Source organism: Pseudoalteromonas sp. 2CM28B (genome assembly GCF_023161935.1).
The window spans coordinates 99,773-118,287 of the sequence record NZ_JALNTH010000007.1 but is presented as its reverse complement, the minus strand read 5'-3'; the positions used below and the strand labels follow the sequence as shown (position 1 = coordinate 118,287).

The following is an 18,515-nucleotide window of genomic DNA, read 5'->3' as shown; positions in this document are numbered from 1 at the left end:
AATCCTTGTCTAAATTGATTGAATTTACAGCATTTTATATCTCTAAATTGCCCGATGCTACCGATAGTTTGTTTTAGCGGTTAATCGATTAAATAAGCGAGGAAAAAACCGTTTAATGGTCGGTGCCCAGCCACTTAGGCCTTTGCCAACAATCACTTCGTCTTTTTTATTATGAATTGCGAGGATCATTTTTTTAGCAGCTAGGCTTACATCCATGCCATTTTCTATTGAGTGCTCTGGCTTGTTTTGCGCTATGCCTTGCTCGTTTAACGAATTATGTGCAATGGCGGTTTTAATAGAGCCGGGGCAAATAGTTAAGCAATGAATGTTATGCTCTGAAAGCTCAGCACGCAGGCAATCCATAAAGCCCACTACCGCATATTTAGAGCCTGAATAGCCCGTTCTAAATTTAGAGCCTACTTTACCCGCAACGCTACTAATAGAGACGATTGAACCGCTTTGCCTTGCTACCATACTAGGCGCTACCGCTTTGGTAAGTGCAATGAGGCCAAAATAGTTAACTTCCATTAATTGGCGATAAACATTAAATTCGTTTTCTAAAAATAAGCTGCGCTGCGATACCCCACCGTTATTAATTAAAATATCGATAGCAGGTAATGTACTCATTAAATCAGTAACTTGAGCTAAAACAGCTTCAGGCGCTGACAAATCAAGAGGCACAATAATGTGGCCATCGCCATGTAAGCTTTGTTTTAGTTCGTTAAGTTTATCAACGCTTCTGGCTGATAAAATAACCTTGGCACCCAGTGCTGCAAACTGTATTGCGAGCTCTTTGCCAATACCTGATGATGCGCCGGTGATCCATACGGTTTTATTTTTATATTGCATGGGTTATTTGCCTTTATTATTTTATCCGCTGCTAATAGCAATCGTGTTAAGTATTAAACGTTTATAGCGACAGATATATGATTTATAACGCGGTTAATGCTTTATTTAGCACGCTAGAATAACTAAATATTTAAGCCGCTTAGCATTATGCCTTGGTGGGGCCTGCTATGGCGTTAACTTCATGCTCTAGCGATTTATAAAGCCCCATTAAAAATAAAAGCTCAACGGTTACATACAACGGGCCAATAATTAGGCCAATTAAATCATCTACAAACGCAGGCTTTTTACCCTCATAATAATGGCCAATAAACTGCAGTACCCAGCCAAATACAAACACGCCCACACCAATACTTAACCAAGGCCAAAAAGCCATAGCAGCGATTGGCTGCGCTGCTAAAAGCAATAAGGTAAACAGTACACCCATTATTGAACCAAGCGACACGCTCAGCATTAAGTAATACACCACGCTTGCAAAAACAAAAAGCTGCGCGCCATCAATAAGCAGGCTGCCAATGGGTATTTGAATACGCGCTAACAAGCAAAGCACCGCAAATACAATAAGCGGAATACCAAAAAAATGAGTTAAAACATTGCGTTTAGAGCGATGGTACAAACCGTATGTACCAAGCTGTTGCTGTAGAGTTTTCATGTGTGTGCCTTTTATTGTGTTTTTTACACTATATCAGGCTTTTAAAATATCACTCTGTCGGGGAGCCGACATTTACTGATTACAAAGTAGCTCTAAAGCAGATTGGTTTAAAATGGTCACTTTGTTATAGCCGACCTCAATGAGTTGCTGCTTTGCTAATTTTTTTAAAATTTGATTGGCGGTTTGCCGTGTAAGGTAAGTCATATCAGCCAATTGCTGCTGAGATAACGTAAACGTATGGCCATTACTATGCGCTAAATGCGCGCACAATATAAGTAAACGTTTTGCAACGCGCTGCTCGGCACTTAATAGTGCGTGATCTTCCATGCTAGTAAACATAACTCGCAATTTTTGGGCAAGGAGTAACCCAAAGTCTTGCCAATAATGCGGGTATTGTTTTAACAATTGCTCTAGTGCGCGTTGCCCAATAAAACACAGTGTTACATCGGTTTGCGCATAAACATCGTGGGTGCGCATTCCGCGGTCAAATAAAGTGACTTCGCCAAACCACAGCGAGGCGTCAACAAAACTTAAAACAGCTTCTTTACCATTATTACTTACCCCACTAATACGCACCACACCACTTAATACAGCATAAATACCGTCGTGTTTATCACCTCGTAAAAAAAGAGATTGGTGCGCGCTAAGGCTTAAAGTTTTTGCGTGGCTTAGTAAAAAATGTTTTAAGTGTGCATCACGCTTAGAAAACCACTGCCCTTGTTCAATAATGTTACAATGTGCTTTACTTAATCCATTCATTGCATTGTGTTTATATGTGGTTGAAGCTCTATTGCCAACGACTTAGGCAAGTCTAAATTACTGGCAATAACAAAGTCGTTATACGCCTCATTACCAGAGAAAAACTCCGCAATAAGCGTTTTATTTTTATATACGTTCACTGAAACACCACTGCCCATACCACCAGCATTAATAATGTAGTAATAGTAATTGCCTTTGTTAAAAAACAAAATACTTTCGCCTACTTTCCCTATTTGACGATAGTAGCTACCAAATGGCTGCGCGGCAGTGGCCGTATACTCTAGGCCAATTTTTTGCTCAGTGCCATAACGATAAGTAATAGCTGAGTTATCATTGGCCACACACACAGACAAAATATTATCAGTGGGCTTTAGTGTATAAGTCACTTTTGCGGTTGGGTTGCGTATAACCTTTTGCATTTTTGCATTTATATATGCTGTTTCACCACGTTTACAGTGACTTGGTACAATTCCCTCTATTAGGCCTTCTACAACAAGGTGCTTTTGCTTAATAGCAGTAGCCGGTAAATTAGCGTTTTCGTTTTTAGCCACTAACGGCGTTTTACTGCTACTAAATAAACTCACTTCCTCATCGCAACCATTTAAAAAGAGTACGGGAATACAATAGCAAAAAGAGATCAATTTGAAACTCATACTAATTCCATCTAATACAACTTAACCTTAAAATAGCGGCAAAATTAAGCACTAGCAACCATTAAAAATGGTAAGTTTTATAATTCTTTTTTTTAACCATGTTATGCAAATATTGCTTTACTATTTAGTGACTTATTTAATGTTTATTTACACATTAATTGGTTTATTTACGAACAATTCATAAACCAATTCATACCTGTATGTCTATTATCAATATAGGGACAATAAGCCCTCTTTTTATAATACTTAAACACAATAATTGCGAATAAATGTTGGCTTAGCGTAAAACAATGTTGGCTTTTATTAATATAAATTCGCTTGGTTAGGTAATCTATTTTAAGTAGGAGGCGTGTTGAGTTTTAGGCAAAAATTACATTGTTGAGCTTTCTTTAGCAGAACACTTTAACGTAGCAAGGTTTGCTTTGGGTTCTATAGTATTAGCTAGAAAAGTTAGCGCATGCCTTTTAAAGGCATGCGCGGTAAATAATAAAGCGCTGCGACTCCTGAGCTAAGGCTAACCTAATCAGATGAAGAATCGTTTTCTTCACGCTTATATATGTAGGTTTGCTGCGTTTTAAAGCCAAAGCCTAATGTATCACTGTCATTTACAAGTTTAACTTTACCATCAACAACAGTTAGCCCTGGTCCGTTAATTTCAGGCGGTTTGATTGGGTTTACTGCACCTTCACCAGTAAGGCTCGGGCCGATTAAATAAAATTGGCTTACTTGGCTCACAGGTATTGTTTCTTCGTACTCGTAGCCACCACCTGGGGTACCGTCATCTGGGTCACCATCATCAGGTGTTGGCACATCACATAATCCATTATTATTAGCATCTATACATGAGTCGCCTTCACCAAAATACAACTGAGCGGTATCGGGCACATCGTAGCTGGTAGTAAATTTAAGTTGGTCGTACACTTTTGTGCCATAGTGCAAATGAAAAGCGTACATTGCACCACCGCCCCCTGTTAAAGAGCACTGATTTTTATCAGACTCTAGTGCAGGTGTAAACGATGTATAATAAGCTACGCCTCCTACCACGGTGGCTGCAGCCAATGATTTTTCACCATTACTTAGCTCATATCGCCACCCTTTAAAGCCTGCTAAATCAGCTTCAAGTTCTACAAACTCATCTACATTATCTAGTGCATTGCCAAATGGGTCGTCATTCATAAGCATTAAATCACTTGGTACTATGGGCTCTGGCGTATTTTGTGAATCGAAGGTTTTAGTTACGGTTTGTTCATCGCGAATCATGTAAAGGTGATCTTGCTCATTGGTTGCAAGCGGATTTGAGCGATTACCACTGCCTATCACGATTGCATCGTAAGGCGTATCTAATCGTGTGGTTATTTCTTCACCGCCATAGCTCGTTTTGCTCACTTTACTAAACATAGTACGTGCCACTAGTGGCTTGTAAAAAAAGCGTCGGTCTTGGGTTGCTAATGAACTGCCAAGCTCTGCTAATTTGTAATGAGAAAAACTATTTTTGTCAGAGCCTGGCATATCCACACGCCAAATATTACCCCCCGTATCGGTGGCATATAAACGGTCAATGTAACCATCATAATCTGAGTCAAGCGTTGCTATATCAGCAGCTATACTGTGCTTACCTTGGAAATTATTATCCTCGGGCGTTAACGCCCATACTCTTTCGCCGGTTTTAGCCTTAACAATGTAAATTCCCGTGCCTGATTCATCCTCGCTACGAATCGCGTTGTCTTTGTTTGTATCGTATCCGCCACCAAATACCAGTAAAGGCTCATCTCCAAACGCTTTAATATAGGCTATTTGTGGTTTTGACCAGGTTTGAGCTAGGTATTCAAACCCATCTGAGCCGCCTACAATAGGCTTACTCCAAAGCTGTTTTGGTTTATCTGGTGCGCTAATATCAAGTGCATAATAGTTTTTACCCCCGCGGCGCATGCCAGCAAATGCCCATACTTCATCACCTTTAGTGGCATCTATTACTCCGTCATTTAAGCCGTCACTGTTTAAACTTTTATTGTTAAAAAACACACTAATAGGCCCATCCATACCATACACTTTAGTATTGGCTTGATTTGTACGAAGTGCAGGTATGTTTTTTAACAGCTCAGCAGGCATAAACGCCCACTCCTCTTCAATGCTGTTACCTTTATCGTTAAACATGTGCAGAAAGCCAGCATTAGTGCCCACTAAAATACGTATGTTGCCATCACCATAATCAATAGATACCGGCTTAGAATGCAAAGGATCACCAAAAATATTGGCACGCTGATCTACTGATGAGCTATCGCTATCTTCGTTATCTACATCCATGCCTCTTGCCCAATTAATATCATTGCGCGAGATAGCAATATCAGTACCCGGTATGATGCCACCTATGGCGTCTGACACTATATTTAAAATTTCTTTAACTCTATCAAAGGTAAAATCAACAATACTACCGTCCGAATCTATATACAGTTTGCGGCTTTGTGAGTCTAAGCTTGAAAGTAAGTAGTTTACGCCGCCTTGTGCGACTAAATTACCATCAGCCGGTTTATTTGAAGGTAGCCAAAACGTGCGAGCGTCTTCTTTAATTAGGCCGTCATCACCTATTGCCTCACGGCCTGTGGAGTCAACTATGTTAGAGCCCGACATAACTAATTTTTTTAAATTGCCGCCCCAACGAGCCCCGGTCTCAGGATAGAACATAGCAAAATAGATTGCTTCTCGGCTGCGGGTTTGGTCAACGTTATTACTGGCAACCGTAGGCGATGAAAAGCTATCGTTTACTTCGCGTATTCTAGAAATAGTATTATTTAACGCTTCAGAGAGCTCTGCTGAGGTATCTGCGTGAAGGTACTCGCCACCACCTAGTTCAGCGGTTTTTTCAAGAAGCGTTTTACCTTTGCTACTCATGCCACTACCAAAACCAATAGTAAATACGCGGCCTGTGTCTGCTACTTCCGGTGTGTCTTCGTAAAGATCTATTTCAACGTCTTGTGTACCATGAATTATTTGCGCTAATGCTGCTAAATAACTATTACTTGTTTTGCTGGGGTTATAACCAAATTTTTGCTTGTATAAATCTTTAATATCGTCATTACGGTTATTATCCTGAGTAGGGTCGCCGTCGGTCATTAATATTAAATTTATAGAATTATCACAGCGCTCTTGCGAACCATATGCCTGTCTAAACGGCGATATATAATCAGGGGGCGTTAAAGGGTTGTCATTGGTCTCTACACTAAAGTCACGTTGATTGGTATTTTGTCCATACCAAACAGTTTGGCCTGTCATATAAAGGTAGGCTTCCCATAAGGTTTCTGTAACGGGGGTGTTTCCGCTAGCAGGTAGCTTTTCAATTTGGCCTAAAATAGTGTCATGTGATGAGCCTAAACCAGCCATAATATAACCACCGTTGTTACCATTAAAACGCATTAAACCAAAGTCAATGGCGCTATTATCATTAACCAGTTGGGTCATGGCATCTTTAGCTGCATCTATTTTTTTAGGTCCGTTGTAAGGAAGCTTACTTCCCATACTTCCGGAGGTATCAAAAATAATCACAACACGGGGGTTTTCATCGGTTTCTACGTTATGGTTTACGTATAGCTCTATATCTTCGGCGGTTACAGAGAGGCTAACAGTTGCTGCAAAAAAAGATGCAACAATGCGATTGAAGGTAAATTTCATTTTAAATCCTTTTATCTGCGCTAAAATCACGCAGTTCCATTAAAAGTGCAGTTACTTATTTATTTTTAGTTTTAATTAGAAAAATGCACAAAACAGCTAAATGCCATTAAACATAAACTTATTTACAAAGATTAATATTAACTGAATTTGCTATATTTTAAGTACTTTAATGAAAACAGGCGCAAATATAAAGAAATTTAATACCCTTAGAGCATTTTATATACGCATCGCCATTAGTAAAATATCCCGCTTTTAAAAACAATTAACCCTGTGATTCTCGGTTAACCTTACTTGCAATGGTGTTATTACCATATTTTAAGTTTAAAACCCCCTATTAAAATAGGTATTTAAGTGAGGATACACGTTAAACCCGCTTAAAAATTAACAACTCACATTGGTTAATTTAAAAAATAAAAACTAAAAAGCCCCCGCGAGTTATAAACTCGCAGGGGCTTTTTAAGTGCTAAGTAATAAATTTATAACGATAAATCTTCTTTAGCACGCGTTAAATTATGAGATACCAGTGAGTTTTTAGAGATTTGATACGCTTCGTATAAATCTGAAAGGCCTGCGGTGTCTTTTTTAGCCATCATGCGGGCTACACCACGGTTACTTAATGCAAACGATGTAAGTTCGCGCACTTTTAAACGTGGGCCACGGCTTTCTTTTAATAAGGCAATTGCTTGTGTACAAATGGCTTCAGCTTCTGTGTAGTTTTTAGATTCTACATTAAGTGCACAGCTATTAAATGGCTGTTCAAACTCAGGTGCGGCTGTTACAGAATCTTCAATAACCATTAATTTGTAGTCACTTTGATCAGCCATTGCAGCAGCTGAGCAAGTTAATAATGAGCCAAGAGCGATGGTTTTTAAAAGTGTACGTTTCATGATTATCTTCCTGTTTGGTTAGTCGTGCTTGTTGCCGACAACTTAACTTTAGATAAATCCTCTTGCCCCGACAAACGATAAAAACAAACCTAATAAGTGAGAAAATCTAACTTATAGACTTAGCCTACCCTTCTTTTACAGCAGAAGATTGGCCGACTGAAAGCTATAAATAAACTTAAATAAACTCAACAATTTACACAATGGTTACCTATTGCCAAAAAAGCATTAGTGTTGTAACTTTGTTAATTAACCCAATATTTACAAGGATTGTCATGATTAAAAAAACAAAAAATATAATTTTATCTAGCTCAATTTTATTACTCTGTGCATGTGGCGGCTCCTCAGAGAACGAAGGCAAGGTTATAAGTTCCGACCCTGCAATATGTGCTAGTCAAACAGCACAAAACGAAGCCCTTTGGGACTACCTCCAAACAGATTATCTTTGGAGTGAGCAGCTAAATACCTCAACAAACCCATCTACATTTGACTCATTAAGCGATTTAATGAGCGAAGTTAAATCGCAAGTAGAATTAGACAAATACAGTTATGTAGTCACCGCGCAAGAATATGAAGACCGATACCTTAACGCGAGTTATTTTGGTTATGGTTTAGCAAACAAAATAGAATCTAACGGTCTTCTTGTAAAGTATGTATTTGACGATGGTAATGCAGCAGCTATGGGGTTAACCAGAGGCTCATTAATCACCAAAATGAATGGCGTAAATATTGAAGAAGCAATAACCAACAATACGTTTGACTACGATGCCTTATTGGGGCCTGAAGAAGAAGGCTATACAGTAGACGTAACGTGGATAGATTTAAACGGTGAAGAACAAACCGGCACTATGGCACGCGCAACGGTTAGCACAAACACTATTCTAGACGCCCGCATATTAGAATCTAACACAGGTAAGGTTGGCTACCTGGCCTTTAATAGCTTTATTGAACGCAGTGCCCCAGACTTAGATGACGCATTTTCGTTATTCGAGCAAGAGGGCGTTTCAGAGCTAGTACTTGATTTACGCTATAACGGCGGCGGTTACCTTAATGTAGCTAAACAACTAGCAAGCCAAATTGCTGCTGAGAACGTGCTTGGCAAGCCTATGTTTAATTACGAATATAATAAAAACCGTGAAACTAACAGCGTAGATTTCGAGTTAAATAATAATCAACCACGCCTAAATTTACCTCGTGTAGTAATACTTACCACTGAACAAACATTGTCTGCCAGCGAAGTGGTAATAAATGCGCTAGAACCTTACATTGATGTTCAAGTAGTTGGCACAAGTACAGGAGGAAAGCCTGTTGGCATGGATATTAATCAACTTTGTGACCACGTTGTGTTTGCCATAAACTTTAAAATGACTAACTCAGCTGGCTATGGTGATTACTTTGATGGTTTACCTGCAGATTGTTACGCCGAAGATACCATTAATTCTGATTGGGGCGATACCAAAGATCCTCTTCTAAGCGAGGCTCTATACTTGTTAACTAATAATAGTTGCTCAACAACTCAAACAAGCCAGTTACCTAAACAAAAATCGCTTTATAACAATTTTGGTCTATTCGATAAAAACACGATATAAAACTTTCAATTGTATACAAAAAAGCCGATGCAGGATTATCCCTTCACCGGCTTTTTTATCGCGTTATAAAACGTTTTTATAACGATAAATCTTCTTTAGCACGCGTTAAATTATGAGATACCAGTGAGTTTTTAGAAATTTGATACGCTTCGTATAAATCTGAAAGGCCTGCGGTGTCTTTTTTGGCCATCATGCGGGCTACACCACGGTTACTTAATGCAAACGATGTAAGTTCGCGTACTTTTAAACGTGGGCCACGGCTTTCTTTTAATAAGGCAATTGCTTGTGTACAAATGGCTTCAGCTTCTGTGTAGTTTTTAGATTCTACATTAAGTGCACAGCTATTGAATGGCTGTTCAAACTCGGGTGCGGCTGTTACAGAATCTTCAATAACCATTAATTTGTAGTCACTTTGATCAGCCATTGCAGCAGCTGAGCAAGTTAATAATGAGCCAAGAGCGATGGTTTTTAAAAGTGTACGTTTCATGATTATCTTCCTGTTTGGTTAGTCGTGCTTGTTGCCGACAACTTAACTTTAGATAAATCCTCTTGCCCCGACAAACGATAAAAACAAACCTAATAAGTGAGAAAATCTAACCTATAGACTTTAGTCTAACACCTGCTTTAAATAGCGTTTCTTTCACTTTAAAAAATACAGCAAAAACAAGCGAGTTAACTACGTTGGCAGTTTATTAGTAAAGGCCCACCTATAAGTAAAACTGAGTTAGTTAGCAGTTAACTTTTTATGTGGGTTTAAAAAAAACATCTTTTTCCACCCTTGGCTTTGTGTTGTAAAAAGCCACGGCATAGGCATAAGCGATAATATAGAATAATGCACATGAGGTTGCTTTCCTGCGGCATTACCTGTATCGCCCAGTAAGCCAATTTGGCTGTTTATGCTAACTACATCCCCTGCACTTACATGGTAGTCATTTAAATGTGCAAAATAATGCACTCGCCATTTTGCACCTAATACCGCAACCACTTTGCCACCTCGGTTTAGTTCACCTGAAAAAATAACAATACCGCTTGTTGCTGCAACCACAGGCGTGTTTTTAGCGCCAAAAATATCAATTCCTTTATGCACACCCGAGCGCCCCCACGGCTCATACCAAAACGTATTGTGGTTCCAATCCTTACTTGTAGCGCCTTGCACAGGAATTACTAGCTTCTCAGGAATGAGTAAACCCACTATTAATAAAATTATAACTGCGCCAAAAGTCCACTTTAGTAGTTTCAATGCATTACCTTTGCTGTGAATAGTCATTAAATTATTAATTACAATACCTGAACGCCTAGTGAGTATTATTAGAATGAAACACTTTTTTAACGTGAACTAAACTCATTAATTTTAATACAGGTTTTATTATTAATTGCGCACTGCCAGCTATAAAAAGCCAGGTACCGCTTTCAACTAATGACTCATTTAAAAAGAAAAAGCTACCAATTAAAAACCACACCGCAATTAAAAAATCGTTAACTGCGCCTAATGCTTCATAACGGCGTTGGATAGTAATATGCTCTTGTCCTAAGTCTAAATTAAGCTGATTTTTGCTGGAGCCCATCAATACTACTCACTCTTTTTACTGTGTAATTAAAAAAACTGTTTTCACTAGCATCTAATACCAATTCGCTTAATTAAGTATTATTGCGAATTGGTATAGGCTTATCTGCATAATACAATAGCAAAAAACACACAATAAAAAACGCTGCCTGATATATCAGCCAGCGTTTTTATTGGTGTAGAGTCTTTATAGCTAAAAACTCACTATTGCTTGTATATTTAATTGTTTATTTTTGGTCTTTTTCTAAACGTTTTTTAAGACTTAAAGCCGCATCTGCCGCTAATAATCGCATAAATTCAGAACCATTGCTTTGCTCGCCCTGCCCTGCACCTATTACAATTTCAGGCACTAAACGGCTTTTTCCTAAACTATTGAATAAAGCAGTTTGAATTTTCACCTCAGCTTTTAATGTTTCATCAAACACATATTTAGGATCAAGCGCTGCTGATTTAGCACGTAAGCGTGCCTCAGCTAACACATCCATACCTAGTGCTTCCAAACGCTGTTGCTTTAATATCTCTTCTTGCTCTTTAGCCAACTCAGCTTTTACAGCTACACGTTGCTGCGCAGAAATAATAGCATTCGCTTTAATACGCTCGGCATCGATTTGCTCTTTAATTTTAAGCTTTTCAGACTCTGCCCGCTGCTTTGCTATTGCTTGTTCGCCTAAGGCAACTTCTGTACGCGCTTGTTGCTCTGCTTTTTTAAGATTTTGACGTGCCAAGGCTTCATCTGCAGCCGCTTGCTTTTGCGCTTCTAAGCGCGCGTTTACTTTACTTTCGTAGTCAATATCAATAATACTTGCATCTACAACAGTAATACCATACGCACCTAAAATCGGCGCATTACGCAGCGGTTTACCCTCTTTATCAGATTTAATATTTACCGTTACACGCTGCTGTTTACTTAAGCTACCTAGTTCATCGCTTTTATCCCGCTCACCGCTGCTGATTATTTGCTCAGTAACAAAAATACCATTAGTAAGTTGATCAGAGAAGTCTTGGCTAAGTTGCCCGTTTCCACCAGAATAATGCTGCTCAACCGACATCATACGCGCCGACGCTTTAACGTTTTCTGTAGTAGCACGCATAAGTAAATTAGATATAAGCGTATCTTGCGAACCAAACTCTTCGTGTATTTTTAGTAATCCACGTAATTCACCTTTTTCAGTGGCTGGTACATTGCCTGGCAACCTAAAGCGCGATACACCACGTGCACCACCGGTTGTTGTATCCAAAAAGCGTATTGGAATAAGAGGTACAATTGCACTCGCAGTCGCGTTTTCGTCACCCGTAAAGTTAATCGATATAACCTTTTTATAAGCAGATGTAGTGCCAAATGCTTTTAAGTATGGGCCAGCTTGGTTAATAACCGTTAACTTTCCGGTAAACGCCGATTGATGAACTAAACGCTCGTCAGCTTCGTTCCAAGAAATAACTTGTGAAGTAAGCGTTGCTATAACAGCCAACACAACCACTATTGATGTTACTAAAATGACATTTCGGCGGCCAAAACGACCTATAAATGATTGTGACTTTTCTTCTGGAACCGCTTTTTTATCGCTATCCATTTTCATTACTCTCCATGTTTAGTTTTTTCTTAACAAAGTAAATAATTTCTTGCTCGCTTAAATGCGTACAAAAACTACCTGAGCGATGCAATTCTATAAATGTTGCAAGGATCTCTTCTTTGCCTTTTATTTTTTTATGTTTATCTGCTTGGGCTTGGTTTTTATCCGTAAGTTGAGTAATAAGCTCATCTACAATGGTGTCTTTATCAAACAGCACATTGTATTCCTTAGTTTTTCTTACTCGGTTTTTGCGTATATTGCTATAAATAACATAAATAGCTAAACACAAAATAATAACCAATGTACTCAACCCAACAATATAGAAAATCATATAACCTGCTTATATTTAGTTGAATGATTACGTCAATAACAGGTGTTATAAATCAATAACAAATGTTAACTCATTAATTTTACAGAAACCTCGTATAAAAAACAGGTAAAAGTAATAATTCCAAAAATAAAGCTTTCTAAAACGGGCTTTCTCGCTTTTAAATTTACATGTGAGTTTTATAAAAAAATTTTATTACACGCACAAAAAAGCCCCTACCTAATATAAATCGGTAGGGGCTTTTTTGTGACTCTCGCTAATTAAATTGCTTTATAAGGCAAGCTCTTCTTTAGCGCGAGTTAAGTTATGAGACACTAAAGTGTTTTCAGAGATTTGTACTGCTTCGTATAAATCAGCTAATGCTGCTGTATCGTTATGCGCTTTTAAACGTGCAACGCCACGGTTGCTTAAAGCGTACGATGTAAGCTGGCGTACTTTAAATTTAGGGCCTTGTGCATCTTGTAATAGTGCAATGGCTTTAGTACAAATTTCTTCAGCTTGAGCGTAATTTTTAGATTTAACGTTAAGTGCGCAGCTATTGAATGACTCTTCAAGTGGCAATGGCGCAGTAGCGGTTTTGATAACCATTAGTTTGTAGTCACTTGAATCAGCCATTACAGCTGCTGAGCAAGTTAGTAATGAGCCAAGAGCGATGGTTTTTAAAAGTGTACGTTTCATGGTTTGCCTTTCCTAATTAAGTTAGTCGTGCTTGTTGCCGACAACTGAACTTTAGAGTAATAGCTCAGCGACGACAAACGAGAAAAACAAACTCAATAAGTGAAGAAAATTAACCTATAGACTTTAGTCTAATATACGTACAAATTTAAATGTTTAACAGCGTGTAAACCAGCGTAATTACTGCTTGTTTTGAAAAAGGTTTTAAAACGAGTGTTATGCAGTAGTTACGCATACAAGCCAGCAAGCTGTACAAAAATCAATCTTTAAAATTTATTTTGTTTTTATGCTTTTGGCGACTTTTCCTACGCTCAAGCCTTGTACTAAAATTGAAAAAACCACCACTGCATAAGTTAAAGCCAATAAAATATTACGCTGCGATCCATCAGGTAGCTGCAATACTAGTGCCACCGAAATACCGCCACGTAGTCCTCCCCAGGTTAACACTTTCCATGCACCGCTGGGCAGCTCGAGCTATTTATTAAAAATAGTTGTTGTTAGGCCAACCACAATAAGACGTGCGCATAGCGCAATTAAAATGGTTAAAACGCCCGCCACCAGCAAATTAGCTGAGTACACAATCATTACCACTTCAAGGCCAATTAGCACAAATAAAATGGCATTTAAAATTTCATCAATTAGCTCCCAAAACAAATCAACATAGTGGCGTGTTTTATCACTCATGGCTAAATTACGGCCATGATTACCCACCATTAATCCCACCATAACCATCGCAAGTGGCCCCGATAAGTGCCAGTGACTCGCCAATGCATAACCGCCTATAACACCCGCTAGCGTAAGTAATACTTCTTCTTGGTAGCTATCTATTGCTTTTAATAAATAATTTAAAGCAGCGCCTAATATTAAACCAAATATTATACCGCCCCCCGCTTCAACAGCGAGTGTATGAGCCACTGAGTATGTAGTTGGCATATCACCACTGGTTAAAATTCCTAATAAAAGCGCAAATACCACCACGCCTATACCATCATTAAATAGCGACTCCCCCGCTATTACGGTTTCAATACTTTTAGGCGCGCCAGCAGAGCGTAAAATACCCATCACCGCTATCGGATCGGTTGGCGAAATCAACGCACCAAATAATAAACACCATATAAACGATAAATTAAATCCCAATAAAGGCACTACTACATATAACGCTGCAGCAATAATCACTGTTGAAATTAGCGTACCCACACACGCTAAAATACCTATGGGTAATTTATAACGTCTTAAGTCACTTACATTAACGTGCAGCGCCCCAGCAAAAAGCAGCATTGAGAGCATGCCGTCGAGCAATACATGAGTAAAATTGAGTTGATCAAGTAGGCTTACTTCGTAATCAATAAGTTCATTAAACCCTAAAAAGCCCATAAATATGGCCGAAATAGACACTAAAAGCGAAATAACCATCACCCCAATGGTGGTTGGCAGGCCAATAAACCGATGATTTATATAAGCAAGTAATGCGGTTATAGATAAAAAAATCGCGCTAATTTCAAATATGCTCAACGTACTCGTGACATCCATAATCTAGCTCTCTTAAATTTAAAGCCTAATAAGTAGTTTCCACTTTTATGATTTGCAGTTTTTAACCGTGCAACGCAAAAAGCCCATGTTAAGAATAAACCTAACATGGGCTTTTTATACACTGGCTTAATTAAAGCAAGTTTAGTGCTTTTTTATAGCGCAAGCTCTTCTTTAGCAAGTGTTAAATTATGCGATACCATTGTACTGTTAGACATTTGCGCTGCCTCGTACAAATCAGCAATGGCTGCTGTGTCATTATTTGATTTTAAGCGTGCAACACCTCGGTTACTTAACGCGAATGACGTAAGTTGGCGTACTTTAAATTTAGGGCCGTCTGCATCTTTTAAAAGTGCAATTGCTTTTGTACAAATTGCTTCAGCCTCTGCATAGTTTTTTGACTTAACATTAAGTGCGCAACTATTAAATGACTGCTCAATTGGCTGCGGTGCAGTCGCTTGTTCGATAACCATTAATTTGTAGTCACTTGTATCAGCCATTACAGCAGCTGAGCAAGTTAATAAAGAGCCAAGAGCGATGGTTTTGATAAGTGAGCTTTTCATGATTATGTTCCTGTTGAGTTAGTCGTGCTTGTTGCCGACAATTCAACTTTAGAGAATTAACACAAAACCGACAAACGATTAAAACAAAACCAATAAGTGAAGAAAATTAACTTATAGACTTTAGTCTAATGCCAAATTACTAATTTAGGGCAATTAGTATTTATACAATCGGCAACCGAACCACACCTTATTGAGTGCGTTCGAGTAACTTAATTACTTGGCTTTAAAGCACTTCTGGCTCTTCTATTTTCAGTGTTTTGAGTAATAACACAGCCTCAGCTGCATATTCATGTTAGCTATAGTTTTTCTTTATTTGTGCAGAACCAACATTACCAATACGAGAATACCGTATAACTTTCGCGTGCTTGGTAATTGATTCAAAAAAAACGGTTCCCAATCACTTAAACCAGCAGAACTGCCCGCTTCAAGTAAAATAGTATGTTTACCTTTTCCAGCTAACTCGTATTCAACGTAAAAGCCATTTAATTGAACTTTAGCCAGCTCAGCTAAAGGGCTATGTGAGATGAAAAGTGAGCAATAAATAATAACCTTTATTAATTATTTCATTGTTATAAATAGGAAGTGTTATTGAAATAATTTTACAAAATTAAGCACCTTTATGTTTAGCTTCTAGTAATATTAGGTACAATTGAATTTAATTATGTGCTGCTAGGCGTCTTAGTAACTGTACTCTGACATTTAGTTAAAGGTGAGAGCCTGAAGCTAGAGTTTAATAAAGGTAATTTTATTTTTGTAGTGCCTGATGCAGAGTGCATTTACGGTTTGTAAACCAAGCCATCTTTAAACAGCTTATTACCAAAGTGGACACTATTTCCTAAAAGCCGCTAACCCAACTGACCTGAACAACTAAGTTACCATTGCAAGTAAGTGGTTATAAAAAGATTAATAATAAATTAAGGGAATAATTATGTTTTTTCAAAAAGAAGATAACAAAGCTATTATCAGAAGCTTTCTAGATTTACAGCTATTAAAAGAGGATGAAAATAAATTCTTTGAAAATGACATAGCTGATGCCAATTTTGATTTGCTTAAAACGTCAGCAAATATCATCAAAAATACATTCAATTACCCAGTCGCTTGGGACAATTATACAAAACTAAATATCGGCCTTTATGGCGAACAGTTTCTTGATTGCATTAAAAAGGTTACGAATACTTCTGTTAACAATGATCATATATCCCCTCATATTCAAAAACTTTACTTAAGCTCATTAAGGTTTTTCTTTGAAATAGACTTTATGCTCAAAGAAGGTGAAGAAGAGCATGAAGGATTTAAAAAATCTTTTTCTGGAATGAACATAAAAAAAGAAGCTGTTAGCAATACTATAAATGAATTTTTTGATGACGAATTTAAATTAGAGTTACTTTACATCATTAACTCAACTCCACTTCTAATTACAAAAAATTTATTTCACTCTGAACAAATTAAACTTTTTTCTACATTTGACGAAAAGAGATTAACTGCTGAAGAAACATTAAATAATATTGCTAGCTCAAAAGATGAAATTACAAATAAAATATCTGACTTTCAAACCGAATTAGAAGAAAAGGAGACAATAGTTATAAGTCTCAAAGAAACGTTAGATAAACAAAAAACTGCTTTTAATTTCGTGGGTTTGTACGATGGTTTTAATCAACTATTGAGAACTAAAATTAAAGAGTCTAGAGTATTATTAGGCTTATTAGCAGTGATGGGTTGCATGATGATAATTCCATTATTATGCACGATTTTCGGTTGGCTACCTGAAAACATATTGAAAGACGAAGAGCCAATTTCTCACTTGTTGAAACTAGTCCCATTTATTTCATTAGAGATCTTACTCATTTATTTCTTTAGAGTCATACTTCAAAACTATAAATCAGTAAAAGGACAAATACTTCAAATTGAGCTAAGACAAACCCTTTGTCAGTTTATTCAAAACTATGCTGAATATTCAAAAGAAATAAGAACAAATGACTCTCACCCATTAGAAAAATTTGAAAATCTAATTTTTAGCGGGATTATTAGCGATGCTGAAAACCTCCCGAGCACATTTGATGGCATGGATCAGATAGGTAAACTATTCAGCGCACTTAAGGGTAAGGGATAGCATGGAAAAGCTCATTAAAAGAATTTGTATAACCGCTGCAATAGCTGCATTAATCGCTATAGGTACCTTCATCTCTCATTTTGGGTTAGGTTTCGCATCTAATATTGGCAACTGGGGTGCAGTAGGTGACTTTTTTGGTGGTGTATTAAATCCCACATTTGCACTACTCAGCTTAATTTTAATAGCTTATACACTAATGCAAAATAAAAAAGCATTGGATCAAAGTGAAAAAGCAATACAACAAGGCACTGAAGCAATCGAGCAAAATGAAAGAGCATTACAAGTAAGTAATGATGAGTTGGCTCTTACTCGAAATGAACTTGCTAATTCAGCAACAGCATTAGAGGAACAAGCAAAGTTACTTGCAGTACAAAGTTTTGAAACTACCTTTTTTAATATTTTGGAATTGCATAATAAACTTATCAATCAGTTCATTTATATTCACGAAAACTCCCATGAGGGGATCTCAAGAAAACTTAACATAGATTCTTACTCTGCCGGAACAGTTATGAAGGTAGAGCCAGGAATAAAAAGCATAAATCGATTATTAATGGCTATAGAAAACGCAAATAATAAAATTGTTAGTAACAAAGCAATTATTTTAACGTTTTCAATGTTCTATATATATGAAAATAAAGAATTTGGTAGGTACTTTAGAAATCTATATCAAATTTTGAAATTAATAAAAAACAGTTTCCCCGATATAGGTATTCAAAAAAAGTATAGTAATATTCTCAGAGCTCAATTATCAAACCAAGAATTATCATTATTAATTTTAAACTGCTTGTGTCCGCATGTGGATAATGGCGAGTTTAGAAAGTTAGTAATTCACTTCGAGCTACTCGAACATTTAGATATCACCTACAAGTTAGGGGATAATTACATCGCTACTTTTACAATAAATAGCCCAACACTGAATTTGACTAGTAATGAAATCGACCAGTATTTTTCAATAGACACTAGTGGCAAGCTCGTTAAGTCTGCTTTTGGACGAAACTCTCAAATTTTGGATTATTGTAAGTTCAAAAACTTGGTAGACTAGTAGAATAAAAGCCTGCTAACAGTAGGTTGTCTTCTAATAAAACCTGTTTTATCACCCAAACCTATAAACTCCCTCGCCCATATGCC

The 18,515-nt window shown here is 37.5% G+C and carries 18 protein-coding genes and 1 pseudogene; 3 read left to right on the top strand and 16 right to left on the bottom strand.

The features are described 5' to 3' along the window. Positions 1-57: 57 nt before the first annotated feature. The 6 genes from MTN96_RS12115 to MTN96_RS12090 all read right to left on the bottom strand — a co-directional run bounded on the left by MTN96_RS12115 (position 58) and on the right by MTN96_RS12090 (position 7,463). Positions 58-849 carry an SDR family oxidoreductase gene (locus tag MTN96_RS12115; protein ID WP_248531742.1) on the bottom strand — a complete coding sequence of 264 codons (792 nt, stop codon included), beginning with the start codon at positions 847-849 and terminating at the stop codon, positions 58-60. A 145-nt stretch (positions 850-994) separates the two neighbouring features. After that, on the bottom strand, positions 995-1,498 hold the full coding sequence (locus MTN96_RS12110) for a DUF962 domain-containing protein (protein WP_121637616.1): 504 nt from the start codon (positions 1,496-1,498) through the stop codon (positions 995-997). A gap of 72 nt (positions 1,499-1,570) precedes the next feature. Further along, positions 1,571-2,257, bottom strand: coding sequence for a Crp/Fnr family transcriptional regulator (locus MTN96_RS12105; RefSeq protein ID WP_248531740.1), 687 nt, complete (start codon positions 2,255-2,257; stop codon positions 1,571-1,573). Beyond that, positions 2,254-2,910, bottom strand: a complete 657-nt coding sequence (locus tag MTN96_RS12100; protein ID WP_029772248.1) for a hypothetical protein — start codon at positions 2,908-2,910, stop codon at positions 2,254-2,256. The genes MTN96_RS12105 and MTN96_RS12100 overlap by 4 nt, the downstream gene beginning before the upstream one ends. Before the next feature lie 519 nt (positions 2,911-3,429). Next, on the bottom strand, positions 3,430-6,576 hold the full coding sequence (locus MTN96_RS12095) for a pilus assembly protein (RefSeq protein WP_248531738.1): 3,147 nt from the start codon (positions 6,574-6,576) through the stop codon (positions 3,430-3,432). 476 nt (positions 6,577-7,052) lie between these two features. Next, complete coding sequence (locus MTN96_RS12090; RefSeq protein ID WP_004587208.1) at positions 7,053-7,463, bottom strand: hypothetical protein; 411 nt, start codon at positions 7,461-7,463, stop codon at positions 7,053-7,055. A 272-nt stretch (positions 7,464-7,735) separates the two neighbouring features. On the opposite strand from MTN96_RS12090, the gene MTN96_RS12085 reads away from it, so the two are divergent. Then, the gene (locus tag MTN96_RS12085) at positions 7,736-9,049 is read left to right on the top strand and encodes a S41 family peptidase (RefSeq protein WP_248531736.1); all 1,314 of its coding nucleotides are present in this window, start codon (positions 7,736-7,738) and stop codon (positions 9,047-9,049) included. Positions 9,050-9,125: 76 nt separating this feature from the next. On the opposite strand, the gene MTN96_RS12080 is transcribed toward MTN96_RS12085, so the two are convergent. From MTN96_RS12080 to MTN96_RS12035, 10 genes and pseudogenes are all read right to left on the bottom strand, one after another. Next, positions 9,126-9,536 (bottom strand): hypothetical protein, encoded by a 411-nt coding sequence (locus MTN96_RS12080; RefSeq protein WP_004587208.1) that lies wholly within the window; start codon positions 9,534-9,536, stop codon positions 9,126-9,128. A gap of 237 nt (positions 9,537-9,773) precedes the next feature. Beyond that, positions 9,774-10,289 (bottom strand): M23 family metallopeptidase, encoded by a 516-nt coding sequence (locus MTN96_RS12075; protein WP_374275181.1) that lies wholly within the window; start codon positions 10,287-10,289, stop codon positions 9,774-9,776. A 55-nt stretch (positions 10,290-10,344) separates the two neighbouring features. Next, the gene (locus MTN96_RS12070; protein ID WP_029772421.1) at positions 10,345-10,614 is read right to left on the bottom strand and encodes a YrhK family protein; all 270 of its coding nucleotides are present in this window, start codon (positions 10,612-10,614) and stop codon (positions 10,345-10,347) included. 226 nt (positions 10,615-10,840) lie between these two features. Continuing rightward, positions 10,841-12,184 carry an SPFH domain-containing protein gene (locus tag MTN96_RS12065; protein ID WP_004587205.1) on the bottom strand — a complete coding sequence of 448 codons (1,344 nt, stop codon included), beginning with the start codon at positions 12,182-12,184 and terminating at the stop codon, positions 10,841-10,843. Continuing rightward, the gene (locus MTN96_RS12060; protein ID WP_248531732.1) at positions 12,177-12,515 is read right to left on the bottom strand and encodes a methanolan biosynthesis protein EpsI; all 339 of its coding nucleotides are present in this window, start codon (positions 12,513-12,515) and stop codon (positions 12,177-12,179) included. Before MTN96_RS12060 ends, MTN96_RS12065 begins: the two co-directional genes overlap by 8 nt. 267 nt (positions 12,516-12,782) lie before the next feature. Further along, positions 12,783-13,190, bottom strand: coding sequence for a hypothetical protein (locus tag MTN96_RS12055; RefSeq protein ID WP_096739465.1), 408 nt, complete (start codon positions 13,188-13,190; stop codon positions 12,783-12,785). A 270-nt stretch (positions 13,191-13,460) separates the two neighbouring features. Further along, positions 13,461-13,634, bottom strand: a complete 174-nt coding sequence (locus MTN96_RS12050) for a hypothetical protein (protein WP_248531730.1) — start codon at positions 13,632-13,634, stop codon at positions 13,461-13,463. Positions 13,635-13,661: 27 nt separating this feature from the next. Beyond that, entirely contained in the window at positions 13,662-14,717 is a 1,056-nt protein-coding gene (locus MTN96_RS12045) for a sodium:proton antiporter (RefSeq protein ID WP_248531727.1), read from the bottom strand. 152 nt (positions 14,718-14,869) lie between these two features. Then, entirely contained in the window at positions 14,870-15,277 is a 408-nt protein-coding gene (locus tag MTN96_RS12040; protein ID WP_004587201.1) for a hypothetical protein, read from the bottom strand. Positions 15,278-15,506: 229 nt separating this feature from the next. Further along, positions 15,507-15,832, bottom strand: a pseudogene (locus MTN96_RS12035) (alpha/beta fold hydrolase); the annotation flags it as partial. Between the two features lie 373 nt (positions 15,833-16,205). Here MTN96_RS12035 and MTN96_RS12030 point away from each other — a divergent pair. Beyond that, entirely contained in the window at positions 16,206-17,387 is a 1,182-nt protein-coding gene (locus MTN96_RS12030) for a hypothetical protein (RefSeq protein WP_248531725.1), read from the top strand. A gap of 1 nt (position 17,388) precedes the next feature. Continuing rightward, complete coding sequence (locus MTN96_RS12025) at positions 17,389-18,429, top strand: putative phage abortive infection protein (RefSeq protein WP_248531723.1); 1,041 nt, start codon at positions 17,389-17,391, stop codon at positions 18,427-18,429. The last annotated feature ends 86 nt before the right edge of the window (positions 18,430-18,515 follow it).